The sequence below is a fragment of the Streptacidiphilus sp. PAMC 29251 genome, from assembly GCF_054208735.2.
Genome location: NZ_CM135725.2, coordinates 4,827,173 through 4,852,706, shown reverse-complemented (window position 1 = coordinate 4,852,706; position 25,534 = coordinate 4,827,173). Strand labels below are relative to the sequence as shown.

The 25,534-nt window shown below is 74.1% G+C and carries 17 protein-coding genes, 3 pseudogenes and 1 riboswitch; of the genes and pseudogenes, 12 read left to right on the top strand and 8 right to left on the bottom strand.

Going from position 1 to position 25,534, the window contains the following annotated elements; genetic code table 11:
• Nucleotides 1–101 precede the first annotated feature (101 nt).
• Complete coding sequence (locus tag ACXKR8_RS22745) at nt 102–596, bottom strand: roadblock/LC7 domain-containing protein (RefSeq protein WP_458274720.1); 495 nt, start codon at nt 594–596, stop codon at nt 102–104.
• Nucleotides 593–3,217, bottom strand: a complete 2,625-nt coding sequence (locus ACXKR8_RS22740; protein ID WP_458274719.1) for a HAMP domain-containing sensor histidine kinase — start codon at nt 3,215–3,217, stop codon at nt 593–595. Before ACXKR8_RS22740 ends, ACXKR8_RS22745 begins: the two co-directional genes overlap by 4 nt.
• Nucleotides 3,218–3,584: 367 nt before the next feature.
• Between ACXKR8_RS22740 and ACXKR8_RS22735 the strand changes: the two genes are divergently transcribed.
• The gene (locus ACXKR8_RS22735; RefSeq protein WP_458274718.1) at nt 3,585–4,541 is read left to right on the top strand and encodes an ABC transporter substrate-binding protein; all 957 of its coding nucleotides are present in this window, start codon (nt 3,585–3,587) and stop codon (nt 4,539–4,541) included.
• 84 nt (nt 4,542–4,625) lie between these two features.
• On the opposite strand, the gene ACXKR8_RS22730 is transcribed toward ACXKR8_RS22735, so the two are convergent.
• Entirely contained in the window at nt 4,626–5,171 is a 546-nt protein-coding gene (locus ACXKR8_RS22730) for a MarR family winged helix-turn-helix transcriptional regulator (protein ID WP_458274717.1), read from the bottom strand.
• Between the two features lie 117 nt (nt 5,172–5,288).
• Between ACXKR8_RS22730 and ACXKR8_RS22725 the strand changes: the two genes are divergently transcribed.
• From ACXKR8_RS22725 to ACXKR8_RS22680, 10 genes are all read left to right on the top strand, one after another.
• Entirely contained in the window at nt 5,289–6,575 is a 1,287-nt protein-coding gene (locus ACXKR8_RS22725) for an MFS transporter (protein ID WP_458274716.1), read from the top strand.
• A 157-nt stretch (nt 6,576–6,732) separates the two neighbouring features.
• A complete protein-coding gene (locus ACXKR8_RS22720; RefSeq protein ID WP_458274715.1) occupies nt 6,733–7,662 on the top strand; it encodes an undecaprenyl-diphosphate phosphatase in 930 nt (309 codons plus the stop codon).
• 145 nt (nt 7,663–7,807) lie between these two features.
• Nucleotides 7,808–8,389 (top strand): thioredoxin family protein, encoded by a 582-nt coding sequence (locus tag ACXKR8_RS22715; RefSeq protein ID WP_458274714.1) that lies wholly within the window; start codon nt 7,808–7,810, stop codon nt 8,387–8,389.
• A 103-nt stretch (nt 8,390–8,492) separates the two neighbouring features.
• Nucleotides 8,493–8,629, top strand: a riboswitch (cyclic di-AMP (ydaO/yuaA leader).
• Nucleotides 8,630–8,641: 12 nt separating this feature from the next.
• Nucleotides 8,642–9,508 carry a M23 family metallopeptidase gene (locus tag ACXKR8_RS22710; RefSeq protein ID WP_458274713.1) on the top strand — a complete coding sequence of 289 codons (867 nt, stop codon included), beginning with the start codon at nt 8,642–8,644 and terminating at the stop codon, nt 9,506–9,508.
• A 170-nt stretch (nt 9,509–9,678) separates the two neighbouring features.
• The gene (locus ACXKR8_RS22705; RefSeq protein ID WP_458274712.1) at nt 9,679–10,443 is read left to right on the top strand and encodes a hypothetical protein; all 765 of its coding nucleotides are present in this window, start codon (nt 9,679–9,681) and stop codon (nt 10,441–10,443) included.
• Nucleotides 10,440–11,690 (top strand): sensor histidine kinase, encoded by a 1,251-nt coding sequence (locus ACXKR8_RS22700; RefSeq protein WP_458274711.1) that lies wholly within the window; start codon nt 10,440–10,442, stop codon nt 11,688–11,690. Before ACXKR8_RS22705 ends, ACXKR8_RS22700 begins: the two co-directional genes overlap by 4 nt.
• Complete coding sequence (locus tag ACXKR8_RS22695; RefSeq protein ID WP_458274710.1) at nt 11,687–12,367, top strand: LuxR C-terminal-related transcriptional regulator; 681 nt, start codon at nt 11,687–11,689, stop codon at nt 12,365–12,367. Before ACXKR8_RS22700 ends, ACXKR8_RS22695 begins: the two co-directional genes overlap by 4 nt.
• Nucleotides 12,368–12,650: 283 nt before the next feature.
• On the top strand, nt 12,651–13,757 hold the full coding sequence (locus ACXKR8_RS22690) for a DUF1996 domain-containing protein (protein WP_458274709.1): 1,107 nt from the start codon (nt 12,651–12,653) through the stop codon (nt 13,755–13,757).
• Nucleotides 13,758–13,760: 3 nt separating this feature from the next.
• Entirely contained in the window at nt 13,761–14,015 is a 255-nt protein-coding gene (locus tag ACXKR8_RS22685; protein ID WP_462100649.1) for a hypothetical protein, read from the top strand.
• 38 nt (nt 14,016–14,053) lie between these two features.
• Nucleotides 14,054–15,049, top strand: coding sequence for a ferric reductase (locus tag ACXKR8_RS22680; protein ID WP_462100648.1), 996 nt, complete (start codon nt 14,054–14,056; stop codon nt 15,047–15,049).
• Between the two features lie 32 nt (nt 15,050–15,081).
• On the opposite strand, the gene ACXKR8_RS22675 is transcribed toward ACXKR8_RS22680, so the two are convergent.
• From ACXKR8_RS22675 to ACXKR8_RS22655, 5 genes and pseudogenes are all read right to left on the bottom strand, one after another.
• Nucleotides 15,082–16,746 (bottom strand): hypothetical protein, encoded by a 1,665-nt coding sequence (locus tag ACXKR8_RS22675; RefSeq protein WP_458274707.1) that lies wholly within the window; start codon nt 16,744–16,746, stop codon nt 15,082–15,084.
• 95 nt (nt 16,747–16,841) lie between these two features.
• Complete coding sequence (locus ACXKR8_RS22670; RefSeq protein WP_462100647.1) at nt 16,842–18,683, bottom strand: PrsW family intramembrane metalloprotease; 1,842 nt, start codon at nt 18,681–18,683, stop codon at nt 16,842–16,844.
• Nucleotides 18,684–18,773: 90 nt separating this feature from the next.
• Nucleotides 18,774–19,250, bottom strand: a pseudogene (trmB, locus tag ACXKR8_RS22665) (tRNA (guanosine(46)-N7)-methyltransferase TrmB); the annotation flags it as partial.
• A gap of 443 nt (nt 19,251–19,693) precedes the next feature.
• A pseudogene (gene lhgO / locus ACXKR8_RS22660) lies at nt 19,694–20,942 on the bottom strand (L-2-hydroxyglutarate oxidase).
• 53 nt (nt 20,943–20,995) lie between these two features.
• Nucleotides 20,996–22,509, bottom strand: a pseudogene (locus ACXKR8_RS22655) (MFS transporter).
• A 579-nt stretch (nt 22,510–23,088) separates the two neighbouring features.
• On the opposite strand from ACXKR8_RS22655, the gene ACXKR8_RS22650 reads away from it, so the two are divergent.
• A complete protein-coding gene (locus ACXKR8_RS22650) occupies nt 23,089–25,512 on the top strand; it encodes an asparagine synthase-related protein (RefSeq protein WP_458274703.1) in 2,424 nt (807 codons plus the stop codon).
• Nucleotides 25,513–25,534: the final 22 nt, after the last annotated feature.

The following is a 25,534-nucleotide window of genomic DNA, read 5'->3' as shown; positions in this document are numbered from 1 at the left end:
GCGGGGTGTCGTACCCGCCCTCGGTGGTGACCGCGCTGCCCACCATGGTCGTCGTCCTCTCCTCGGTCCTTGCCCCCGTGCGGTGATGGTGCGTGAGCGGGTCAGCCACCGATGGGTGTGCCGACCCCGTTCTTGAGCTCGATGATCAGCTGCGGGCTGAGTGCCGCCCCGGCCCGGTTCGCGAAGAGGGTCATCTCGTAGGCGATGTTGCCGAGCTTGGCCTCCTTGGAGGCCACCACGCCCAGCACCGAGCCGTTGCCGATGGCGGAGACCAGCAGGTGCCCGCCCTCCAGGTCGATGATGACCTTGTTCAGCGCGCCCAGGCCGTAGTTGCCGGAGGCCCCGGCGGCGAGGCTGGTGATGCCGGAGACGATCGCGGCCAGCCGCTCCGAGTCGGCCGGGTCGCGGAGCCGGGAGACGGCTATCAGCAGGCCGTCGGAGGAGACCGCGATGGCGTCCACCACCCCGGCCGTCTCGGTGGCGAAGCGGTTCAGCAGCCAGGTGAAGTCGGCAGCCGCGCTGCGGAGGTCCGCCGGTGCTGCGGGATCGGACGTACCTGTGTGGGGGGCGGCGGCGCCATCTGTGGGCGTGGTCACGGTCCCACTCCTTCCGGAAGTTCCTGCGGTGCGGTGTGCTCGGTACTGCGGACATCAAGGGCATGGAGGTTGGTCAGCGTGCTGTCGCGCTCGGCGCGGTTGACGGCGGCCTCGAACTCCTCCAGCGAGGAGCGGACCTCCTCGGCGTCCTGCACCGGCAGCGGGGCGGAGGGGACCACCTCGACCCGGGGCGCCGGGCTCGGCGTGCTGAGCGTCGCGCCGCGGACCCTCCGGCGCAGCCCCTCGGGGCGGCTGGCCTCGGCCGGGGCCGGCTCGGGGGCGTGGGTGTGCACGGGCTCCTCCGCCGTCCGCCGGGGTGCGCGCCGGGGCAGGCCGCCGTCGGTGGCGGGCGCCAGCACCGTGGACACCGGCGCGGCGGCGGCCGCGGCCCGCGGGGCCGGCAGCTCGGGCGCCGGCGCGGCGGCGTAGGCACTGGCCGGGGCGGCGTAGGGATCGGCCGGGGCGGCGTAGGGGTAGGCCGGGTCGGCATACGGGTCGGCCGGGGCGGGGTACGGGTCGGCGGCGGGGGCCGGCGCGGCCAGGGCGGCCGGCGGCGCGGGCGGCTGGTGCACCGCGGGGGCCGGCGGGGCCGCCGCGAGCAGCTCGGCCGGGACGGTGATCAGGCTGGTCACGCCGCCGCCGGGGGTCCTGGCCAGGGTGACCGTGATGCCCCAGCGCCGGGCCAGGGTGCCGACCACGAAGAGGCCGAGCACCTTGGTCGGGACCAGGTCCAGCCGCTCGCGCCGGACCAGCCGGGCGTTCTCCTCGGCCAGCCGGTCCGAGCCCATGCCCAGTCCGTGGTCCACGATCTCGATCGCGGCCTGTCCGCCCGCCGCCGAGCGGACGGTCACCTCGACATTGCTGTGCGCGGGGGAGAAGGAGGCGGCGTTCTCCAGCAGTTCGGCGAGCATCAGCACCAGGTCGCCGACGATGTCGGGGGACACCGTCAGATCGGTCTGCGCCTGCAGCACCACCCGCTGGTAGCCCTCGATCTGCCCCAGGGCGGCCCGCACCACATGGCTGACCGCGGCCGGGCGCCCGTCCAGCTCGGACTCGCGGATGCCGGCCAGCAGCATCAGGCTGTCGGCGTTGCGCTGCATCCGGACCGCGATGTGGTCGATCCGGTACAGCTGCTCCAGCAGCTCCGGGTCGGTCTCGCCGCGCTCCACCGCGTCGATCAGCGCGAGTTGACGGGTGGTCAGGTTGCTGACCCGGCGGCCGATGTTGCCGAACATCTCGGCGATGTTGCGGCGGCTGGTGACCTGGCGCTCCAGCAGCCCGGCCGCGGTGACCTGCACCAGGTTGAACGCCTCGGCCAGCGAGCCGAGTTCGTCCCTGGAGACGACCGGGAGCGCCTCCAGCCGGGCCGGGCTCTCGTCCACGGCGTCGTCGTCGGCGACCCGGGAGAGCTCGGCCTCGGAGACGGTGGCGACCTTGCGGGCGGCGGCGGTGAGCCGCTGCACCGGGCGCACCACCGAGTGCCGGATCAGCACCGACAGGGTGATCCAGGCGGCCGAGAACAGCAGTGCGAGCAGCAGCAGCAGGACGGCCCGCCACCAGGCGGTGCTGGAGGTGCTGTCGGCCTCGTCGGCGATCTGCTCGGTCAGCGAGCGGGTGATCGCCAGCCGGGTCGCCGACTCCTTGACCACCTGGAGGAAGGTCGGCTCGACGGCGTCCCGCTCGGCGTCGCGCAGGCTGCGGGCGGTGATCATCCCGGTCAGCGGCGAGGGGTCGACCTGCAGCTGCGAGAACTGCTGGTCCAGGTACTTCTCGTTGGTGTTGTAGTCGATGCCGCTCAGCGCGCCGTTCTGGGCCGGGGTGGCCAGCCGGCCGAAGCGGGCCTTCTGCTCGGTGTACTGGTCCTGGAAGCCGACCGCGGCCATGAACTCGATCAGCGCGTTGCTGCCGCTGGTCTGCGCGGACAGCAGGCTGGTCTCGTAGGCCGAGTGGGTGCTGTCGGTCCGCAGCAGGGCGTCCAGCCGCTGTCCCAGCAGCTGGTTGCCGTTGTGGCCGGTGTCCAGGCCGAGGCCGTCGATCAGGCTGTCGGCGGCCAGCTCGTAGCCGACGTCGATGTTGTTGGCGACCAGCTGGCCGGAGACGATCGGGACGCGGATCTGGTCGAGCGCGTCGACCTGCTGCAGCGCCTCGGCCTCGGCGGCGGGCAGCGAGGAGCCGAAGGCCTGCCGGACGACGGCGGTCTGCGCCTGGGTGGCCCGGGTCGCCTGCTGGAACGCCGCGGTGCTGGGGTGCGCGCTGCTCGGCTGGAGGTGGGCCAGGTCGTAGCGGGCCGCCAGGATGTTGGCCTGCTGGTGCTCGGCCTGGACGTCGTCCACCAGCTGGGCGACCTGCTCGCTGGCGCGGAACAGATCGGCCTGGTTGCCGGCCGACCGGGCGGTCTGGATCTCGCTGTTGACGATCACCGCGAACAGGATGGCCATCACCACCACTGGGATCACGACCAGCAGGTTGAGCTTCTGCCGGAACGCGACCCGTTCGATGGCGAGCCCGAAGCCGGCCCGGAACCCCCGCGACGGCGTTCTCTCGGACAGCCGTGACGGCTCGGTGAGCGGGAGGGCCGAGGGGGCGTCCGGCATGGCCGGGCGTGCGTCCTGCCGGGACAAGCGAATCTCCTCGATCGGCTCGGGAGCCTGGAAACTGACGGCACGTCTGCTCGAACCGGAATGCCGGCATCGAAAATCTGACCTCGCGGAGACTACCGGCTCACAGGCCAAGATCGTCAGTGGGGGTTGTGAACATTGTGATACGAAGTCGCCAAAATCCTTCCCCGGGACCAGTTCGGAGCCCAGTATCACTGGCTCATGGGTGTCAAGGCCGCAGGTCAGGCCGGGGGCGGGGTCTCAAACGTCGACGACCACAGGTCGGATGGCGGTTGACTGGCCACGAGGCGAACGGATTTGATCGCCCCTGAGTTATGCCGACTACGCCTTCACGCCCGTGCACACGCTCCTCTCACCTCCGGAATGGAACATGACCTCCACCAGTACCAACGGCCGTCGCATCGCCGCCGCCCTCATCGCCTCTGCGGCCGCTGTCTCGATGGCCGCCTGCTCGTCATCGACGAAGACCACTGACAGCAACCCGCTGGCCGCTGCCCCCTCGGCCTCCGCCTCCGCGGGCGGACCCGTGGTCATCGGCGGCAACAACTTCCCCGAGAGCACCCTGCTCGCCGACATCTACGGCGGCGCGCTCAAGGCCAAGGGCGTCAAGGTCAGCTACAAGTACCAGATCGGCAGCCGTGAGATCAGCTACGGCCTGCTGAAGAACGGCACCATCACGGTGATGCCGGAGTACAACGGCGCGCTGCTGGCGTTCCTGGACCAGTCCGCGGTGCCGACCTCCTCGGACGACACCGACGCCAAGCTCAGCGCCAAGCTGGCCACCAACCTGACGCTGCTCAACCCGTCCCCGGCCGAGGACAAGGACTCGCTGACGGTCAACGCGGAGACGGCGGCCAAGTACAAGCTGACCTCGGCCTCGAAGATCTCCGACCTGACCAGTATCGCCGGCCAGCTGACCCTCGGCGCGGCTCCGGAGTTCCAGACCCGCAAGGAGGGCCTGCTCGGGCTGAAGTCCGTCTACGGCCTGACCTTCAAGAGCTTCAAGGCGCTGGACGCCGGCGGCCCGCTCACCGAGGGCGCGCTGGGCAAGAACAGCATCCAGGTGGGTGACATCTTCACCACCGACAGCACCATCAGCGCCAAGAAGTGGGTCACCCTGGTCGACGACAAGGGCCTCTTCGGCTACCAGAACGTGATCCCGGTGGCGCAGAAGGGCGCGCTGTCCCAGGCGGGCACGGACGCGCTCAACGCGGTCTCGGCGAAGCTGGACACGGCGACCCTGCTCGACCTGGACACCAAGGTCGGCGGCGGCACCGACCCGGCGGCCGTGGCGCAGACCTGGCTGACCTCGGTCGGCCTCGGCTGATCCCGTTCGACCCCGACCGACCTGAGGGCCGGTCACCGCATCCCGCGGTGGCCGGCCCTCCGTCATGCGCTGAGGGTCAGGCGGTCAGGCCTGCTGGGGGTCGAGGTCGTCGCAGCGGCCCAGGGCGTCCGGCTGGTGCTCCTCGACCCGGCGCAGCATCTGCCCCAGCTGGCCCGAGAGCACTGCTCTCTCCGCGGTGGAGGCGTCCCGCAGCAGCTCCTCCTCGAAGACCGCGGCCATCCGCATCGACTCCAGCCACTTCTCCCGCCCGAGCCGGGTCAGCTCGATGTTCACCCGGACCCGGTTGCTCTCGTCCCTGGTGCGGGTGACCAGCTCCGCCGCCGCCATCCGGTCGACCCGGTGGGTCATCGCGGCCGGGGTGAGACCGAGCCGCCGGGCCAGCTCGCCCGGGCCGAGCCGGTAGGGGCTGCCGGCCACGATCAGCGCCTTGAGCACCTCCCAGTCGGCCGAGCTGATGCCCAGCTCGGTGAGCTGCCGCCCGTAGGCGACGCTCATCCGCCGGGCGAGCCGGGACAGCGTGGAGACGATGGTCTCGACCTGGGGGTCGACCATCGGGAACTCGCGCTGGTAGGCCGCGACCTGTTCGTCGATCTGCAGCTCTGTGGTCATGCCCCCAGTGTCTCACGGGCGCCTAAAGGCTTCCGAGCTACAGGGTTTCTTGCCGAAGACTTTAGTAGTGTACTCTTTCGGAGGAAACGTTGGCAGGGAAGAGAAGGGCGGTGCAGCATGGCTCGCACGATTCGGCAGGTACAGGTCGGCAACGCGCTCAGCGCGTTCGGCAGCGGCTTCACCGTCCCCTACATGTTCGTGTACGTGAACCAGGTGCGCGGGCTCGGCTCGATGACCGCCTGGCTGGTCTTCACCCTGTTCGCCCTCGCCGCCCTGGTCGCGCTGCCGCTGGCCGGGCGCGGGATCGACCGCTACGGCCCCCGTCCGGTGCTGATCGCCGGCGCGGTCACCGCCTCGCTCGGCGCGCTCGCCTTCGGGCACGCCACCGGCACCGGACACATCCTGATGTCCGCCTTCCTCTTCGGCGGCGGGGTGGCCGCGGTGCAGCCGGCCCTGGCCACGATGATCGTCCGCTGCTCCACCGCGGAGACCAGGGCGCATGCCTTCGCGCTGCAGTTCACCCTGGTCAACCTGGGAATGGGGATCGGCGCGATGATCGGCGGCCAGATCGTCGACGTGGACCGCCCGGCCAGCCTGACCCTGCTGTTCACGGTCGAGGCGCTGATGTTCCTGGTGCTGGCCGCGGTGACCGGCAGCGTCCGGATCCCGGCCGCCCCGGCGTTCTCCGGCGCAGCCGCCGCCAAGGCCGGGAGCCGGCCGCGCTCGGACTTCCGGACGCTGCTGGCCGACAAGGCGATGGTCCGGATCTGCGTGCTCGCCGGGCTGATCTTCTTCACCTGCTACGGCCAGTTCGAGTCCGGTGTGGCGGCCTACGCCACCGACGTGGTCGGCACCTCGCCGTCCGTGCTCGGCCTGGCGCTCGGGGTGAACACCCTGGCCATCGTGGTGCTGCAGATGATCGTGGTGCGGATCACCGCGCGCCGCCGCCGCAGCACCGCGATCGCCGCGACCGGCCTGGTCTGGCTGGGCGCCTGGGCCTCGGCGGCCATCGCCGGGCTGGTGTCCGACGCCACCGTCGCGACCGCCGCGATGCTCTCGGTCTACATGCTGTTCGGCGTCGGCGAGGCGCTGCTCGCGCCGACCCTCGGCCCGATCGTCGCCGACCTGGCCCCGGCCCATCTGCTGGGCAGCTACAACGCGGCGTTCTCGCTGGTGAAGCAGGTCGCCGTGGCGATGGGCCCGGCGGCCGGGGTGCTGCTGGTCGGGGCCGGACTCTCGCCGCTGTACCTGCTGGTGATGGCCGGCAGCACGGTGCTGATCGTGGTGCTGGCGCTGCGGCTGCGGAAGCAGCTGACCGGAGTGCAGGACAACGCGGTGCGGAGGCAGCGGGTGGTCGCGGGCTCCAGCCGCAGCGACGCGATGGAGCCCCAGTTGGCGGCCTGAGCGGGGCCCGATCAGGGCCGGATCGGCGGCCCGGGCGGGCTGCTGGTGAACGCTGGGCGGCAGGGTGGTGAACAGGAGTCGCACGGGGATTGAGGGTCTACATCGCTGTAGTACTTTCTGACTGCCCAGCGATTCGCCCCCCTGCCGAAGGCCGCAGATGTCCGTCCTCACCTATCCAGAAGCGATCAGCGTCGGCCTGCTCCAGGGCGTCACCGAACTGTTCCCGGTCTCCAGTCTCGGCCACAGCATCCTGGTGCCGGCCCTGCTCGGCGGGCACTGGAAGGCGGACCTCAATGTCTCCGCCGCCGACTCCCCGTACCTGAACGTGCTGATCGGGCTGCACCTGGCCACCGCGCTGGCGCTGGTGGTCTACTTCTGGCGGGACTGGATCCGGGTGATATCGGGGCTGGTCAGCTCGGTCCGGCACCGGCGGATCGAGACCGTGGACGAGAAGCTGGCCTGGCTGCTGATCGTGGCGACCATCCCGGTCGGCATCGCCGGGCTGGCGCTGGACAAGGTGTTCCGGGAGTCCCTGGGCAAGCCGATCCCGGCGGCGATCTTCCTGACCCTCAACGGCGTGGTCCTCTATGTGGCCGAGCGGCTGCGCCGCGGCGGCACCGGACGCCGCCGGGCCGGCGACGACCCGGCCGTCCCGCTCCCCGGCGACGAGGACGTCCACCCCGACGTGCTGTCCGACCGCCGGATCACCAAGCTCGGCTGGGCCTCGGCGCTGGTCATCGGCGCGGCCCAGATCCTCGCCCTGCTGCCCGGCATCAGCCGTTCGGGCGTCACCATCAGCACCGGCATCTTCAAGGGCATGCGGCACGAGGACTCGGCCCGCTTCGCCTTCCTGCTGGCCACCCCGGTGATCGGCGCGGCGGCCCTGCTGAAGGTGCCCTCGCTGCTCGGCCACGAGGGCGACGGCATCCGCGGGCAGGTGCTGGCCGGCGGGGTGGCCGCGTTCGTGGCCGGCTATGTCGCGGTGCGCTTCCTGACCAAGTACTTCGAGACCAGGACGCTGACCCCGTTCGCGATCTACTGCACCGTGGCCGGCCTCGGCAGCCTGGCGTACCTGACCCTGAGCTGACCACCGCCCTTCGCTCGCCCGGTGTCCCTCGTACGGGTGGTCGAGCGGCGCGTATGCCGGGTTCCGGCTCGTTCCTCTGCTCGAATGATCGTCTGAACGTACCCGACATATCCGGCGTACCCGGCGGCGAGGAATGGCAGGCCCGATGACCGGTCGACGGCGATGGGCGGCGCTGGCCGTGGCGCTCGCCCTGCTGGGGCTCAGCGGCTGCGTCGAGGTCCGCGGCAGGGCGCTCCCCCCGGCGCACCGGACCGGCTCGGCCTCCAGCGACTCGCTCGGCCTGGCCCGGCCCTTCCTGCCGCTGCCCGCGATCACCCCGGCCGCCGTCCCGGACGGCTACGACCCGGCCCGCGACGCCGCGGCCGACGTGGCCGCCGCCCTCGCCGCGTCCCGTGCCGACGGGCGCCCGGTGCTGCTGGACTTCGGCTCGACCTGGTGCGACGACTGCCGGGCGCTGTCCACGCTGGTGCAGAACCCCGGGGTGCACCAGATCCTGGCCCGCAACTACCACCTGGTGACGATCGACGTCGGGCACTACGACCACAACATGGACCTGGCCGGCCGCTATGTGACGCTCAGCAGCAGCGGCATCCCGGCGCTGCTGCCGCTCGGCCCGGACGGGACGCCGAGCCGTCCCGGCGACGCCGGCCGCTTCGCCGACGCCAGGACCCTCAACCCGGACCAGGCCGCGAACATCCTGGTGGACTGGCTGTATCCCGGGAACTGACGCTCCATCCCCAACTGCCCCCCCGGAATCCCTTGGTTTCAACCGTCACTAGGATTACCTTTCTATAACGCAGAGCGAAGTTCAGCCGTTCGACGGACGGCGTCGCATGCGATCGCCTAATCCTGCAGTTGGGAACCGGGGAACCACGTACTTCTGGGGTGAATCAGCCGAAACCTGGCTGTAGGGGACCTTCCTCTCCGAACCCGTCAGCTAACCCGGTCGGCGAGAGGGAAGGAAAGGAGTACGCCGAACGTGGCGTCGCACCAGCCCACTTGGGCACCCGCACAGTCCACGGCCGTGCTCGGCTTCGCGGCGATGGCGGCCGTCGGAGCCACCGGTTTCGCCGGGGTGCCCGCACAGGCGGCGGTGAACGAACCCGCCCGGGGCGGCACCCTGCTGGTCGCCCAGGAGCACGACCGGAGCGAGTCCGTGGCCCTGCCGGCCACCGACCCCGGTCTGGCACTGACCCAGCGGATCCGGGCCCAGTCGGTCCAGCATCGCGCCACCGCCGAGGACGCCGCACGCCGGCAGGCCGCGCAGTCGGCCGCGGCCAAGCAGGCCAGGGCGCAGCAGATCGCGGCCGAGGACCAGGCCCGGGCCGCGGCCGCCGCACAGGCCGCCGCCGAGGTCGCGGAGGCCGCCGCTGCCGCCGCGAGCGCCGCGCAGGCCGCCGCCGCTGCCGATACCGCCGTACAGGCCGCGCCGAGCGGTGGGTCGGTGGGCGCGCTGGTGGCCCCGGTCGCCGGTTCCGCCCCCGGGGTGGGCTTCGGCCAGGCCGACTCGTTCTGGGCGCATCTGCACACCGGCCAGGACTTCGCCGCCCCCACCGGGACCCCGGTGGTGGCCGTCGGCGCCGGCCGGATCACCTCGGCCGGCTGGGCCGGGGCGTACGGCTACCGGGTCGTGCAGACCCTGGCCGACGGCACCGAGCTCTGGTACTGCCACCTGTCGGCGATCGGCGTCGGCGCGGGCGCCGTGACGGCGGGTCAGCCGATCGGCCGGGTCGGCGCGACCGGCAGCAATGTCACCGCCCCGCACCTGCACCTGGAGGTGCGTCCGGCGGGCGGCGAGCCGGTCGACCCGTCGACCTGGCTGGCCGGGCACGGTCTCGCCCTCTGACCGAGGGCTCCAAGGATTCCGAGGGTCCCGCTGACACCCCCCCGACAGCGGGGCCTTCGGTGTGCCCGGGCAGGGTCCGGGCAGCGGGGCCTCCGACCGGTCCGTGGGTGCGGGCATCTGGGCTATTGTCGCCGTGTTCACGGGGGTGCTCGTCGAAGGAGGCCGTTGCGATGGGAGCGACCCGGCCCCGGGCCCGCGCCCGCGGCGCGCGCGGCTCCTCCTCCCCGACCGGTCTGCGGCGCGGCGGCTACCTGGGACTCGCCCTGGTGGCGGCCGTGCTGACGGTGGTGCTGCCGGCCCTGCTGGCACCCGGGCACAAGTCGGCCGCTGCCCGTCGGCCGGTCCCGGCCGCTTCCGCGCCGGCCGCCGTCCCCGCGCCCGTGCCGTCCACCGCGGCGGCCACGACGTCCGCGCCGGTGCCGACGACCGCCCCGGCCCGGCTGAACTGCGCGCCGTCCACCCCCGGGCGCGCCTTGGCGCAGAACGCCGGGCGGCCCTCCTGCCTGCTGTACGCGTCGGCGCTGGGCACCGGCTGGCAGCTGACCGGGACCGGCGCCAAGGTGGCGCCGGGCGAGCAGGTCACCGGCTCCGGGCAGCCGTCGATCCGGGTGGACCGCAGGAACGAGGACGCCGCGGTGACCTTCACCGCCGCCGCGCCAGTCACCCTCGCCCCGGGGTCCAAGCTCCGGCTGCGCCTGTACGGCGGGCGGCAGTACGGGACCGTGCTGCGGATCTCGGCGTCCGCCGACCCCGCCGTCCGCAACGCCAGGACCTGGGTCACCGCGCAGTCCGGGCCGGAGCAGTGGTCCGAGGTGGTGGTCGACCTCGGTGGCTTCGGCCTCCGCGCGATCCGCAGGATCGACCTGGTGGTGGCCCAGGACCAGCTCCCGCAGACCTACCACTTCTTCCTCGACGACGTGGTGCTGGCGCCGTGAGCCGGCAGCTGCCCGACGCGGCGCGCGCGGTCGCCGGGGTCGATCCCGTGGTGGCCTCCGCCGCGCTGTGCCGGGCCGTGCTGCTGGGCCGTGCGGCGTTCGCGCTCACCGCGGCCGGCGCCGGGCTGCTGCTGGTCGAGCAGCGCTGGCGGGTGGTGGCGGTGCTGCTGGTCACGGCCGTGGCCACGGTGGCCGAGCTGAGCGTGCTCACCCGGTGGCCGGGCGTGCTGCGCCGACCTGTCCCGGTGGTGGCGGTGGACGCGCTGCCGGCCGTGGCGGTGCTGCTGCTGAGCAACGGCGGGATGGCGTACTTCTGCTGCGCGGCCGGGTCGACGGCGCTGGCCGGGACCCTGGCCGGGATGCGGGCGCTGCCCTGGTGGGCGCTGCACGCGGCGGTCGGGTTCGCGGTGGCCGCGGAGCTGGCCCGGCGCTTCGACCCGGCCCCGGACGTGGTCGCCTTTGTGATGGCGCTGCCGATGACGCTGGTGCTGGCCGGGATCGGCGGAGCGGTGGCCAGATCCGCGCTGGTCCGCTCCATGGATCTGGTGGTGGAGGCGGTCGGCGCCGCCCAGGCCTCCGCGGCGGCCTCCGAACGCAGCCTGCTGGCACGGGAGTTGCACGACTCGGTGGCCAAGACCCTGCGCGGGGTCTCCTTCGCGGCGCTGGCCCTGCCGGCCTCGATGCGCCGTTCCGAGGGCCTGGCCGAGCAACTGGCGGACACCGTCTCGCGCGGCGCCGAGGCGGCCTCGCGGGAGGCCAGGCTGCTGGTGCAGGGGCTGCGCGAGGACGAGCCGGACCGGCCGTTCGCGGAGACCCTGGAGCGGGTCTGCCGGAGCTGGTCCGCCGTTTCCGGGGTGCCCGCGACGGTGTCGCTCCAGGGCGCGGATCCGGCGCTGGAGGTCCGCTACCAGAGCGCCCGGATACTCCAGGAGGCCCTGGAGAACGTGCACCGGCATGCCCGGGCGGCCCGGGTCGAGGTCCGGTTCGCCCACACCGCCGGTACCGCCGAGTTGACGGTGGTGGACGACGGCGTCGGCTGCGGGGCGCCGAGGGATCCGCGCGAGCTGCAGGCGGCGGGCCACTTCGGGATCATGGGCATGGCCGAGCGGGCCGCCGCGATCGGCGGCACGGTGCTGGTCGAACCCGGCCGGTGGGTCGGCACCCGGGTCACCCTGCGGGTGCCGCCGGCCGGACCGCCGTCGCCGGTTCCCGGCGGCCGCGGCCGTGGCTCGGGCCGGCGCCCATGACCGGCTGGTTCGAGGCGGCGGGGGTGGTCGAGGTGCTGATCGTGGACGACAACCCGATCGTCCGCGCCGCGCTCGGCGGCTTCCTGGCGGCCAGCGAGCGGGTGCGGGTGGTGGGCGAGGCCGCCAATGGACTCGACGCCCTGGACCTGGCCCGGCGGCTGCGGCCGGCCGTGGTCCTGCTCGACTACCGGATGCCGCTGGCCGACGGCCTCTCGGTGATCAGCCAGTTGTCCCAGTACGCGGCGGTGCTGGTCACCACCAGCGACGAGAGCGTCCCGGTGGTCACCGGCATGCTCCAGGGCGGGGCCCGCGGTTACCTGGTGCACGGCCAGTTCGACCCGGACGAGCTGCTGCGCGCGGTCACCGCCGTGGCCTCGGGGCAGGGCTGGCTCTCGCCCACCGCGGTCGGGGTGGCCACCTCGCTGCTGCGCGAGCGGCCCGGCCGGCAGGACCGCGAGCGCGAGCAGGCCACCCGGCGCTGGTCGGCCCAGCAGCAGTACGGGCTGACCCGGCGTGAGCGGCAGGTCCTCGACCTGCTGACGCAGGGTCTCGGCAACGCCTCCATCGCGGCCCGGCTCGGGCTGAGCGAGAAGACCGTCAAGAACCACCTCAGCCACGCCTACGCGAAGCTCGGCGTCGCCAGCCGCACCGAGGCGATCGTCACCTGGTCCGGCTGAGGCCCGACCGGTTCGCGGCCGGTCGGTCCGAGGCCCGGCCCCGGGCCGCTCAGGTCCCGTGAACCGGGCCGGTTCGTCCGCCGACCCGGGACCTTCGACCCATCGGGCGGCCCGCCGCGGCACCTACCGTGCACGAGTCGGCGCCGGCAACCGCTCCTGCCGAGCACGAGTCGGCGCCGGCACCCGCCCTGCCCCCACCTTCCCCGGGCAGGGCGCGGCCCGCCCCAGGGCGCCCGGCGCCGGCGTGCACCCGCCGCCGACCCGATCCTTCGAAGGGACCCCCATGACCGAATACCCGCCCCCGCGCCGGCCCGGCGCACCCCCCGCCGAGCCGGCGCCGCGTCCGGCCCGGCACCGGCTCCGCCGGGGCCGCGTGGTGCTCGCGGTCGCCCTGGCAGCCGGTCTGGTGCTGGCCGGCCGGGTGGTGGTCGCTCCCGTGTTCGGCGACGCCGCCCAGGCGTCCGAGGGCGGCCGTACCGCCGCGGCGACCGGGCAGCCGTCCACGGCGGCGGGCATGCCGAGCATGCCCGGCATGCCCGGGACATCGCCCAGCGGCGCTCCGGCGACGCTTCCGGCCGATGCCACCCTGCCGCAGAAGGTCGTCCCGACCCGGACCTTCAGCGGCCCGCCGCCGCAGGCCCAGTACCACGAGATCCACGCGGACTGCACGGCCACCCGCCAGCTCTCCGACGACCCGATCGTCTACCCGGGCCAGCCCGGCGCCTCGCACAACCACACCTTCATCGGCAACCGCGGCACGGACGCCGACTCCACCCCGGCCTCGCTGCGGGCCGGCGGCGGCACCTCCTGCCAGGACCAGGGCGACACCTCCGGCTACTGGTTCCCGACGCTCTACCAGAACGACAAGGTGGTCAACCCGACCACGGTGACCGTCTACTACAAGTCCGGCGTCAAGGACTACCGCACCGTCATGCCGTTCCCGCAGGGCTTCCGGCTGATCGTCGGGGACATGCACACCCCCTCGGCGGCGGACTTCAAGGGCAACTGGCGCTGCGGCAACCAGGTCTCCGACACCTTCCCGAGCTCCTGCCCGGCCGGCTCCTCGCTGGTGGTGCACCTCCAGGCGCCGAGCTGCTGGGACGGCATCCACCTGGACACCGCCGACCACCGCTCGCACATGGCCTACCCGGTCAAGGGCGTCTGCCCGGCGGCGTTCCCGGTGCCGCTGCCGATGCTGGAGATCAAGGTCCCCTACCAGCTGCCCGGCGGCAGCACGGCAGGACTGCGCTACTCCTCCGGGGCCAGCTACTCGTTCCACTACGACTTCATGAACGGCTGGCAGCAGCCCCGCCTGGAGCAGCTGGTGGCGCACTGCATCAACGGCGGTCGCCAGTGCAACGGCTACGGCGTCGACCAGCACAAGCCCTGACCGGTGGCGACCGCCCTGCGCGCAGCCCTGGGTGTGCTCCTGGGCGCCGTGGTCCTGGCCTGGTGGCGCGGAACCGGACCGCCCACCAGGCTGTCCGCCGTTCCCGCGGCGACCGCGCATCTGAGCGGGCTGCTGGCCGGGCTCGCGGCGATCCTGCTGATCGCGCTGATGGCCCGGGTACCGCTGCTGGAGCAGCGGGTGGGCATCGCCCGCCTGGTCCGCTGGCACGCCCTGGCGGGCGCTGGACCATCCTGCTGACCCTGCTGCATGCCGGGTCGGCGCTGACCGAGTGGGCGGTGTCCGGCCCGGGTTCGCTGCCGGCCCGCCTGCTCGGCCCGTTCGCCGCCGACGGACGGCTCGTCGCGGCGCTGCTGGCCACCGTGCTGCTGTGCCTGGTGGCGGCGGCCTCCGCCGGGGCGCTGCGCCGCCGGCTGGGCCACCCCGTCAGCCACGGCCTGCACATGACCAGCTATGCGGCCGTCTACCTGGCCATCGGCCACCAGCTCTCCGGTCCCGACCTGATCGCCTCGCCGCTGATGCTGCTGCTGTGGCGGGCGCTCTACCTGGGCAGTGCGCTGCTGGTGGCCCGGTACCGGGTGCTCGCCCCGATCCGGCGCTGGTCCCGGCACCGCCCCCGGGTCGCCGCGGTCCGCCGCGAGGGCCCGGACGTGGTGTCGGTGTACATCAGCGGGCGGCACCTGGACCAGCTGGGCGCGCGGTCCGGCCACTTCTTCCGCTGGCGCTTCCTCGCCCCCGGACTGTGGTGGAGCGCGAACCCCTACTCGCTGTCGGCCCCGCCCACCGCCGAGCTGCTGCGGATCACGGTCAAGGACGCGGGTCGGCACAGCCGGGCCCTGGGCCGGCTGCGTCCGGGCACCCGGCTCCTCCTGCAAGGGCCCTACGGTTCGCTCACCGGTCCGCGGCGGCCCGACGAGAAGGTGCTGCTGCTCGCCGGCGGCACCGGCATCGCGCCGCTGCGCGCCCTGCTGGAGACGCTGCCGGGGCGGATCGTCCTGCTCTACTACGCCCGCGACGCCGGCCGGTTCGTGCTGCGCGAGGAGATCGACGCGATCGCCGCGGCCCGGGGCGCCCGGGTGATCTACGCCAGTGACGACGCCGGCCCCGACCGGCTGCCGCTGACCGGCCGCGCCCTGCGCGCCGCGATTCCCGACCTGCCCGAGCACCGGGTCTACCTGGCCGGACCGCCGGGGATGACGGCCGCGGCGGTCGTGGCGCTGCGGCGCGCCGGAGTGCCGAGGGGCCGGCTGCACAGCGAGTCCTTCGGCGGGTGAGCGGGTGAGCGGCGGGTCGGGCGGGCAGGGGGTCAGTTGGTTCTGGTGTTGTGCAGGTGCAGGCCGATGTAGCCGATGTAGATCCGCCCGGTGCCCGAGCAGTCGTCGTGGTAGTGCAGTCGCGGGGCCGTGCCGCCACCGCCTATCCGCAGGTGGGCGCCCATGAAGACCTTGCCGGCCGGGTTCACCTCGACCGGGACCGGCAGCTCGCGCTCGCCCTTCCACTTGCCGTTGGTGCGCACCGTCCTGGACTCGTCCCTGATCACCTTGCGGGGCGGGAAGACATGGCAGTCGGCCGGGGTGTTCTCGCACCATCTGCGGAAGTCGCCGCCGGACTCGCCGTGCACCGCCGCCTCGGCGTAGTCCTGCAGCGCGAGCAGGGCGTCCCAGGCCATCCTGACCCAGGTGGGGTGGTCGGTCTGGTCGTCCAGCTCCCGGGCCAGCCGGTGGTCCCCGGTGAAGGCCAGCAGCGGGAACTCGTCCAGCCGGTCCACCAGCTCGGCGAAGGAGACCGGATCGACCCGCAGGCTTTCCGGCAGTGTGGCGGGCGCGGCGTCGCCGTCGGCCTCGGCCAGCCGTCCGCGCAGCGAGCGGACCTGGGTCCTGGCCTCGCGCAGCTCGCTGTACTGCTCGTCGTACTCGGCCGCGAGCTGGGACTCGCGCTCCTCGGCGGCGCGCAGCCAGCGGCGTACCTCCTGCAGTTCCTCGGCGCGGGCGCGCTCCTCGTGGACCTCCTCCTCGTGGTGGTCCACCAGCAGCGAGCCCGGCTGGACGCCGTCGATCTCCGGGCTGCTCTCGATCGGCCCGCTGGTCCGGCCGCCCGCGCGCAGCGGCGGCAGCCCGGCCAGCGCGTCCGGCAGCGGGGACTGCACCGCGAGCCGGCGCGGCAGCCAGGCCAGCAGGCCGCTGGCGCGGCGCAGGTCGGCGTCCAGGGTGTGCCGGCCCATCACCCGGTGCCGCTGGGCCTCCGGGGCCCAGGCCGGGTCGAGTCCCGGCAGGTAGGTGCGGACCGCGCCGCCGTACACCCGGTGGTGCTCCAGGGCCCGGTTGAAGTCGCGCTCGGCGCCGGGGGCCAGCGCGTAGAGGACGGCGAGCCCGGCGCAGCCGCGCAGCAGCGGGTCGACGGTCTCGGCCAGCCAGTCGTCGAAGTCGGTGCGGGGCGGGGTGCTGGCGACCACGATGGGCATCCGCCGGTCCGGGTCGCAGAGCTCGTCGAGCACCTCGTCCACGTCACCGCGTTCGATCACGGTGGGCAGGCCGTGCATCCTGGCCGCGCCCTGGTGCTCGCCCTCGGTGGCGGCCAGGACGTCCAGCAGGCCCCTGGCCAGGGTGGGGACCGGGGCCTTGGTGGCCGAGGTGCCGCGGACCGGCAGCTGCTCGGCGTCGAGTCTGACCCAGGTGGCACCGGTCGGGGGAGTGCTGACGGTCAGTGAGGTCTGCCAGATTCCTTGGGGCGTGAACTCCCGTAGTCGCCAGCGCGCGACCGACTCCTTCGCGCCGGTGGCACCGCGGATCCGCTCCTTGAGCGCGCAGTCGAGCACGGCCTGGGGGCCGACCCGGTGCCGACCGTCCTCGGCGCCGGGATCCTCGTAGTGCTGTGCCTTCAGCCAGTGTCTGACCTGCTGGCCCGCGAGGGAAACCGTGTCCCGGTGGCCGTGGCCACTGGCCACGGCCATGCGATAGATGCCGTCTGTCATCCGCTGGCCTCCTGACGCGTTCTCGGCGTCACTGCACGTTGCGTGCGGGTGTCAAGAGAACAACGTGGAGAGGGCCTCCGATGGTTCCGGTGCGATCAGCCGGAGGCGTGAGCGGGGTGCTGCGCGCCGTTACTGCGCGCTGTCGTGCCCGGGGTGTGCGGGGGCCTCGGCCGGCTCCGGTTCGGCCGGGCGGTACTGCTGCGGCAGGGGCTGCAGCGGCTGCGGGCCGGGGTAGGCCGCCGGGCGGAACCCGGGCGGGGGCTGGGCCGGCAGGTACGGCGCGGGGGCCTGCGGCTGCGGCTGGGGGTAGCCGGTGGCCCGGTAGCCGGTGGGGCGGGCGTAGGGGTCGGGCTGCTGCTGCGGGAACTGCTGCGGCTGGTAGCCGGGCTGCTGCGGGTACTGGCCGGGCTGCTGGTACTGGCCCTGCTGGGGGTACGGGCCGGCCTGGGGTACGGGCCGGCCTGGGGGTGCGGACCGGGCTGGGCGTACGGGGCCGGCTGGGCGTAGGGGCCGGGCTGGCGGTACGGGCCGGGCTGCTGCTGGTACGGGCCCGGCTGCTGGTACTGGCCTGCCTGGGGGTACGGGCCCGGCCCGTAGCCGGGGCGCGGGGCCTGCGGGAGGCCGTAGCCGTAGGGGCGGCGGGGCTGCGGGTGCTTGCGGTACCACTCCTGCGCGCCGACCCGGGCGAACACCTCGGCGACCCGGTCCCGCCGCTCCCACAGGTGGTGCAGCAGCTCCTGCTCCCGCTCGGTGAAGTCGTTCCCGGCCAGCCCGCGCTCGGCCCGCTGCCGCAGGAACGCCAGCGAGGTGGCGAAGCTGAGGTACTCGCCCATGGTGCGGGCCCCGTCCTTGCCCTGCATGAAGCGGGCCAGGTCCTTGGACTGCCGCCTGGTCCGCAGCGTCGACAGCACCAGCGGGACCTGCGGCGCGAGCCAGCCCGCCGCCACGTACACCGGCAGCTGGCGCTCCACCACCAGCAGCTCGCTCCGCCTGGACCACACCACCAGCCACACCATCAGGCCGAACACCGGCACCATGAAGAGGAAGTACACGCCGAGGAAGCCGAGCCCGCCCAGCGCCGAGGAGCCGTTCCAGGTCCCGTGCATGAACATGGCGCAGACCCAGCCGGCGATCGGGGCCAGCACCATCAGCCAGCGCTTGCGGGTCATCGCCGCCAGGCCGAAGCCGACCCCGGTCATCCCGGTGAACAGCGGGTGCGCGAAGGGCGACATCACCTCGCGCAGGATGAAGGTCATCACGGTCAGCGCGAAGCCGTGGCCGTCCTTCTCGCCCTCGGTCACCGAGCGGCCGATGTAGAGGATGTTCTCGGTGAAGGCGAAGCCGGTCGCGGTGAACCCCGCGTAGACCATGCCGTCGACGATGCCGCTGAAGTCGCGGCGCCGGAACAGGAACAGCAGCAGGATCGCCGAGCCCTTGGCGGACTCCTCCACCAGCGGCGCGATCACGCTGGCGCCGACCGTCTCACCGCTGCCGATCTGGTGTTCGATCAGCAGCGAGGTGGCCCAGGTGTTGGCGAGCAGCGCCACCAGGGTGGCCGCGAAGGCGCCCCAGGCGAAGCAGAACAGCAGGTTGCGCAGCGGCTTGGGCTCGATCCGGTCCAGCCAGTAGAACGCGCCCAGCACCAGCGGCACCGGCAGCACCGCCAGCGAGATCCCGATCAGCAGCCCGGAGGTCCCGGTCTGCCGCTGCACCAGCGCCAGGATCGCCACCGCGCAGAGCGCGAGCAGCACGATCAGCGCGGTCAGCCGCAGCGCCTTGCTCTCGAACGGGTTGCGGCGCGGCTTGTAGCGGAGCCTTCCGGGCAGCTGGAACTGCGCCCCCTCCTCGGCCTGCGGCACGGGGAGGGCGTCCAGGGCTGCCAGGTCGTCGGGGGCGGTGTCCTCGGGAGCGGACGGGTCGGGCTGCGGGCTGCTCACCGTACGACCATAGCGGGGGCTCGGAGCCGCCCGTAAGCGGTTTCAGCAGCGGGGTTCCGCGGAGCGGCCCGGTGGGTGCCCAGCTGTTGCTCAGCGGCGGCGGAACAGGAGGTCGTGCACGACATGTCCCTTGTCGATGCCCTGCCGTTCGAACTTGGTCACCGGACGCCAGTCCGGGCGCGGGGCGTAGCCGCCGTCCTGGTCCGGGTGCAGGTTGACCAGCTCCGGCGAGGCGCCCAGCACCTCGAGCATCTGCTCGGCGTAGGGCTCCCAGTCGGTCGCGCAGTGGACGGTGGCGCCGGGGCGCAGCCGGGACAGCGCCAGCGCCAGGAACTCCGGCTGGATCAGCCGGCGCTTGGTGTGCCGGACCTTGGGCCAGGGGTCGGGGAAGTAGATCCGCAGGCCGTCCAGCGAGGCGGGTGCGAGCTGGTCGCGCAGCAGGACGACTGCGTCGCCCTCGGCGAGGCGCACGTTCGCCAGGCCGTCCGACTCGATCCGGCGCAGCAGGTTGCCGTGTCCCGGGGTGTGCACATCGACGGCGAGGATCCCGGTGGACGGGTCGGCGGCGGCCATCGTCGCGGTGGCGTCGCCCATGCCGAAGCCGATCTCCAGCACGATCGGGAGGCGGTCGCCGGGGGCGATGCCGAAGAGGGTGTCGAGGTCCAGTACCCGGCTGCCGTCGACCTTGATCCCGTAGGTCTGCCAGAGACGCGTGAGCGCTTCGCGCTGGGCGTCGCTCATCCGGCCCTTGCGCGGGTGGAAGCTGCGCACCCGCTGCTCCCGGTGCAGGGCCTGCGCGGTCGCCTCACGGGCCAGCAGCCGGGCGTGGCGCCGGGCCCGCAGCTGGTCGTCGTCGGCCGGAGGGGTCGGGGCGGGGGCGGCGGGGGGCACGATTTCGCTGGTCACAATGCCGCCCAGTCTAACGACCCCCCGCAGGGCCCCTCCGGGGCGGTTGGCGCCCTCGCGCTGCGCGGGGGCCTGCGCCTGCGGCGGCCTCCCGCTGCAGGCGCTTACTGCGCCAGTGCGGCCAAGGCTCGCGCGGCGACCTCGCGGCCGATCGGGAGCGAAGCGGTGGCCGCGGGGAGGGGGCGTTGAGGACGTGGACGGTGCGGGGGCCTCGGCGAAGGCGAAGTCGTCGAGCAGGGTGCCGTCGCGGCTCACCGCCTGGGCCCGCACCCCGCCGCGACCGGCAGCAGGTCGGCCTCGGTGACGGCGGGCAGCAGCCGTTGCACGTCGCGGGTGAAGGCGCGGAGCGACAGCGAGCGCCGTACCTCCACCGCCTCGGCCCGCCAGTGCCGCGCCGCCAGGCGCCAGGCGCCGGGCCAGCCGAGCGTCCCGGCCAGCTCCCGCGGATTGACCGTGCCCCAGCGGTAGCCCTCGCGGGCGAGCGCGGGGACGGCGTTGGGGCCGACATGGACGCCGCCGTGCAGATCCTTGGTGAGGTGCACCCCGAGGAACGGGAAACAGCGGGTCGGGTACCGGGTAGACCAGGCCGTTCACCAGCCCGCTGCTGCGCTCGGAGAGCTCGAAGTACTCGCCGCGGAACGGGATGATCCGCACCCCGGGCTCGTCCCCGGCCAGGCGGGCGATCTTGTCGCTGTACAGGCCGGCGCAGTTGACCAGCACCTTGGCGCGTACCTCGGCCAGCGCGGTGGTGACGGTCACCCCGTCCGCCCGGCGCGCGATCCGCAGCACCTCGCCGCCGGTGCGCAGCTCCGCGCCGGAGAGCTTGGCGTAGGCCCGGGCGATCGCCGGGTAGTCGGTGATGCCGGTGTCGCCGATGTGCAGCGCGGCCACCCCGCGCACCTGCGGCTCGTACTCGCCGATGCCCAGCGCGCCCAGCTCCCGCACCGCGAGCCCGTGTTCGCGCCCGCGCTGGGCCAGGGCGTGCAGCCGCGGCAGCTCCTCGCCGGCCGTGGCGACCACCAGCTTGCCGGTGGCCCGGTACGGCAGCCCCTGCTCGCGGCAGAACTCCGCGAGCTCCCGGCCGCCGCCGACCGCGTACTCGGCCTTGAGCGAGCCCGGCTTGTAGTAGAGGCCGCTGTGCACCACATTGCTGTTGCGGCCGGTCTGGTGCTGCGCGAGCGCGGGTTCCTTCTCCAGCACGATGACGGAGGCCCCGGGCGCGGCCCGGCTCAGGGCGTACGCGGTGGAGAGCCCCACGATCCCGCCGCCGACCACCACGACCTCGCAGTCGTACCGCACACCCCGCTCCTTCCGCCGAGCCCCGCTTTCGCGCCGACGGGTGGATCGTCCCATGGGGGTAGGACAACCGGGTACGCCAGGTGCATCCGAGCACCCGGCCGGCCGGGTCAGGCCGGGGCGGCGAGCACCAGCCGGGCGCGTTCGGCGAGTTCCACCGCCGCGCGCTCGCCCTTGAAGTGCTCCAGGCGGCGCAGCATCTCCTGGACGTACTCCCTGGTCCGCTGGGAGGAGATGCGTCCGGCCACCTCCACCGCCCTGGTGCCGGCGGCCACCGCGGCCTCCAGGTCGCCGTCGTCCAGCTCCGCCAGCGCGGACACCACCAGCCGCAGCCCGTGCGAGCGGACGTACTCCTCGGTGGGGCTGGCCAGCGCGTACGCGGTGAACTGACGGACCTTCAGCGGCACCCCGAGGTCGCGGTAGCACTCGGCGGCGTCGGCGGCGAGCCGGTCGTAGGAGTAGAAGTCGATCCAGGGCGGGTCGGCGTCGCCGGAGCGGGCGCGTTCGAGCCGGCTCTCCGCCGCCGCGAGCGCCTGGGCGCAGGCGTGCGCGCTGCCCGCGCGGGCGTGCGCCCGCGCTTCCACCAGGTGGAAGAAGCTCATGGTGCGGGCCGTGGCCAGGCCCCGATTGCGTTCGATCGCGGCCTGGGCGAGGTCCACCCCCTCCTCGGCCGCGCCCCGGTAGGTGGCCTGCAGGCTCATCGAGGCCAGCACATAGCCGCCGAAGGGGACGTCCGCCGCTGCCCGGGCCAGCCGCAGCGCCTGGATGTAGTAGCGCTGGGCGGCCTCGTGCTGGCCGGTGTCGAAGGCCATCCAGCCGGCCAACCGGGTCAGTTCGGCGGTCGCGCCGAACAGTGCCCGGCCCACCTCGTCGCTGTAGGAGCCCAGCAGCAGCGGGGTGGCGTCCTGGCGCAGGCACTCCGGCACCATCGAGGAGCGCCAGTCGCCGCCGCCGTAGCGGGAGTCCCAGTGCCGGGCCTCGCCCGCCGCCTGCCGCAGCTTGGCCGCGTCGGCGTGGCCGACCCGGTAGGTCCGTCCGTCCCCCGCCGCCGCCCGGACCCGGGCGGCCTCGCCGCGCACCTCGGTGAGATCCCCGCTCACCGACCGGATCCGCTGCGCCGCGCCCTGCAGGTCCGCGGCCTCGCGCGCGACCGAGCTGTCCACCGGGGTGATCAGCCAGCGGGACACCGGGGTCGCGTACGCCGTCACCGAGAAGGTCCCGGCCAGGTTGTCCCACCAGCCGCGGCCGCGGCCCTCCGACCGCGCCGCCGCACCGGAGTCCAGCCGCCAGAGCTCGGTGACATGCCGGACCGCCTCGGGGACGTCCCGGGGAAAGGCCAGGCCGATCTCCGGCGCGGGGTCGCTTCCGGCCAGTCCTATCTCCTCCAGCGGGACGCTGCGGCCCAGCTTCCCGCCGATCGCGGTGGCGATCAGCTGCGGCACCGCCCCCTGCGGAACCATCCCTTGCCGACCCAGCGGGCCACCGAGGTCTTGTCATAACGAAAGGTCAGACCCCGTTGCGCACCGAGGTCGTTGACCCGCCGGGCCAGCCCGGCGTTGCTGATGCCGGCGAGCGCCAGCAGCGTGCCCAGCCTCTCGTTGGGCTCGCGCCCAGTGGTGGTCATGCCCTGTGCCACCTCCCCGCCGGTTTCCGGTCAGCCCGGGTATTCCCTCGTCCTGCACCCGCACGTACACCCAGAGTAGTTCCCCGCCTGCCCAGGGTTAAGAGCCTGTGTCCCGGATGGCGAGATACCGCTCTCACGGCACGGCTGCCGCAGGCCCCGGCCCGGGCGACGGGCATGCACCCGCGGTGTGTGGCAGTGCGCCCTGCCGTGCCCCCCCGGCGCGGGAGGGGCGGGAGTTGGATTCCGGGTGTGGGTCGGCCTGCGGTCGAGGAGAGCAGGTCGGGGGAACGGTGCCGCACTCCCCGCGCGGTGGCCGGTCGGCCCGGGGGGTGTGCGGACACCCCCGGGCCCGGAGCCTCTTCCGCGACTGCGTCCGGACCGGGGAGGGGGCGGCCCGGGCGCAGGGCGGTTCCGTATGTTTTCGCTGTTCCGTTTGTTTTCGCTGTTCCGTTGTTTTCTGAAATTGATCGCGCGCACGCTGCGGATGTCCGGGCGCGCTGATGGCACGATGTCTTCTGACAGCCCCTGACGGTGCGACAAGCAGCCTGCTGCGCCCGTCTCGGAGCCCAGGAGGCGTCGATGCGGTGGTTGGTGGGGTGGAACGGCGCGTCCGCCGTCAACGAGCCCCGGCTGCGGGAGCTGCGCCCCCTCGGCGGGCGGCTGATCTGGCCCGGCCCGGACCCGCTCTGGGCGGTCGGCGACTGGCGTCCCGAGGAGATCCGCACCGTCAGCGTCTACCGGCAGCATCAGGCCACCGCCGACGCGGTTCGCACCGGCTTCCCCGACCTGCCCGAGGACCCCGAGGACCCCGCCGCGGGGGACGGGGCCGTCGCCCGGCTCGCCGTGGTCGGCCGCTGCGGCGCCGGCGACGCCGCCCTGCGCGGCGCGCTGCTCGCGGCCAGCGGCGGCGCGCTGCGCCACCTCACCGCCTGGCCCGGCAGCTACACCGTGGTGCTGCAGCAGGGCACCAGGACCACCCTGCTCGGCGACCTGGTCGGGGTCCGGCCGGTGTTCCACACCCCCTGGTGCGGCGGGACCGCGTACGCCACCGCCGGGCTGCCGCTGGCCGACCTGGTCGGGGCCAGGGTCGACCCGCTGTACCTGGCCGCCAGGCTGGCCGTCCCGGACGCCCCGGAGATCGTCGCCGACCACAGCGCGTTCACCGGCGTGCACCGGGTCGCTCCGGCGCGCGCGCTCAGCATCCGCGCCGGTCGGCCGCAGGAGCAGCCGTACGAGCCGCACCAGGCCAGCGTCGGCGGCAGCGTCGGCGGCGGCAACCCGCTGGACCGGGCCGGGATGGCCGAGGCCACCGCGACCGGCGAGGTCACCCGCAGCCTGCTGGAGGCGGTCCGCAGCCGGGTCCGCAGCGGCAGCGACCAGCCGCGCCGGATCAGCACCGACCTGTCCGGCGGCAGCGCCTCCACCGTGCTCACCCTGCTCGCGGCGGGGATACCGCGACCGGCCGGCAGCCCGCCCCGACCCGCGTCCGCGGCGGGTCAGCTGGCGGGCCAGCAGCCGGGTCAGCTGCCGGGCCGGCTCCAGGTGCCCCGGCAGTCCGTCGACGAGCGCTGGGGCGACCCCCGCAGCTCCCGCACCCTGCACCACGGGCCGCCCAGCATCGCCCCGGCCGACGAACCGGCCCGTACCGGCGCCGTCCGCGGCTCCTGGGCCAGGGGCGGCACGACCGGGGCCGCCACCGACCACCCGCTGCTGGTGGTCACCTGGACCGACAGCAGCGCCGCGACCGAGCAGGCGGCGGCCGACCCGGCGCACACCGCCGAACTGCTCCGGGCCCAGGCCCTCGGCACCGCCGACGCCCGGCTGGACCACCTGCTGGTGGCCGGCGGTCCTGACACCCTGCCCTACGCCGACCTGCTCGACCCCGACCTGGCCGGACCGCTCACCGACGAGCCGGGCTCCGCCCTGATCGCCGGGGCCCGGCACCGCCGCCGGCTGGCCGCGGCCGGCACCGACCACCTCAGCGGGCACGGCGGACGGCACGTCCTGGACGGGCACCCGGCCCGGCTCGCCGACCTGCTGCTGGAACACCACCGGATGCCGCTGCTCCGCCCGATCACCGCGCTGGCCCGGGCCGACAGCGGCGCGCACCCGCTGCAGGGGGCCTTCGGCACCCCCATCACCGTGCTCCGCGCCGCCCGCCGGCTGGCCCGCACCAGCTACGCGGAGGGCCTGGAGGACACCGCGGCCTGGCTGATGGCCCGGCGCCGGCCCACCGCGAACTCCGCGGGCTCGGCCTCGGTGCAGTCGCTGAGCTGGTGCGATCCCGCCCCGGCGGCCCGCTGGCTGACCGACGACGCGCTGTCCGCGGTCGCCGTGCGGCTGCGGCTGGCCACCCGGCGCACCGTCCCCGACCTGCGCCCCGGCGAGCGGCGGGCGCGGCTGGCGCTGCAACGGCAGGCGGCCGAGTTCCGGGTGCTCAGCCACATCGTCGAGGACGACCAGCGGCTGCACGCCCCCTTCCTCGACAACCAGGTGGTGCGCGCCTGCGGACTGGTCCCGGCCTCGGCCAGGGTCCAGCCGGGCTCCCGGCACGCGATCCTGCGCAGCGTGCTGGCCGGCGCCGGGGTGACCGCGCTCCCCGCGGACTGGGGGACGTCCACCCAGCCCGACCCCTACGCCGCCGCCACCAGCGTCCGGGCCGGGCTGCGACACGCCCTGCCCGCGCTGGACCGGATGTTCGCCGCCCCGCTGCTCGCCGACCTGGGCCTGCTGGACGCCCGGGTCTTCCGCCGCGCGCTGCATGCCGCCGCGGGCGACCGCCCGGTCCCGCTGGACGGGCTGGCCGCCGTGGTCTCCACCGAGCTGTGGCTGCGCCGGCTGCACGCCCGCCAGGGCTCCTGCTGGACCGGCCTGCCGCTGGCCGAGCGGCGGGCGATCGGCAGCCGCGAGCCGGTGCGGGAGCCAGTGCGGCAGCCGCCCTGGGAGCCGGGGGAGCAGGATCCGGGGCGGGAGGCCGGGCGGGATCCGATCGGCGTGCCGTAGCCGTCGGGCGTCCGGCAGGGCC

Coding starts and splice junctions, on each gene's coding strand:
- ACXKR8_RS22735 (WP_458274718.1), top strand. CDS start 3,585: ATGACCTCCACCAGTACCAACGGCCGTCGCATCGCCGCCGCCCTCATC.
- ACXKR8_RS22730 (WP_458274717.1), bottom strand. CDS start 5,171: ATGACCACAGAGCTGCAGATCGACGAACAGGTCGCGGCCTACCAGCGC.
- ACXKR8_RS22725 (WP_458274716.1), top strand. CDS start 5,289: ATGGCTCGCACGATTCGGCAGGTACAGGTCGGCAACGCGCTCAGCGCG.
- ACXKR8_RS22720 (WP_458274715.1), top strand. CDS start 6,733: ATGTCCGTCCTCACCTATCCAGAAGCGATCAGCGTCGGCCTGCTCCAG.
- ACXKR8_RS22715 (WP_458274714.1), top strand. CDS start 7,808: ATGACCGGTCGACGGCGATGGGCGGCGCTGGCCGTGGCGCTCGCCCTG.
- ACXKR8_RS22705 (WP_458274712.1), top strand. CDS start 9,679: ATGGGAGCGACCCGGCCCCGGGCCCGCGCCCGCGGCGCGCGCGGCTCC.
- ACXKR8_RS22695 (WP_458274710.1), top strand. CDS start 11,687: ATGACCGGCTGGTTCGAGGCGGCGGGGGTGGTCGAGGTGCTGATCGTG.
- ACXKR8_RS22690 (WP_458274709.1), top strand. CDS start 12,651: ATGACCGAATACCCGCCCCCGCGCCGGCCCGGCGCACCCCCCGCCGAG.
- ACXKR8_RS22675 (WP_458274707.1), bottom strand. CDS start 16,746: ATGACAGACGGCATCTATCGCATGGCCGTGGCCAGTGGCCACGGCCAC.
- ACXKR8_RS22650 (WP_458274703.1), top strand. CDS start 23,089: ATGCGGTGGTTGGTGGGGTGGAACGGCGCGTCCGCCGTCAACGAGCCC.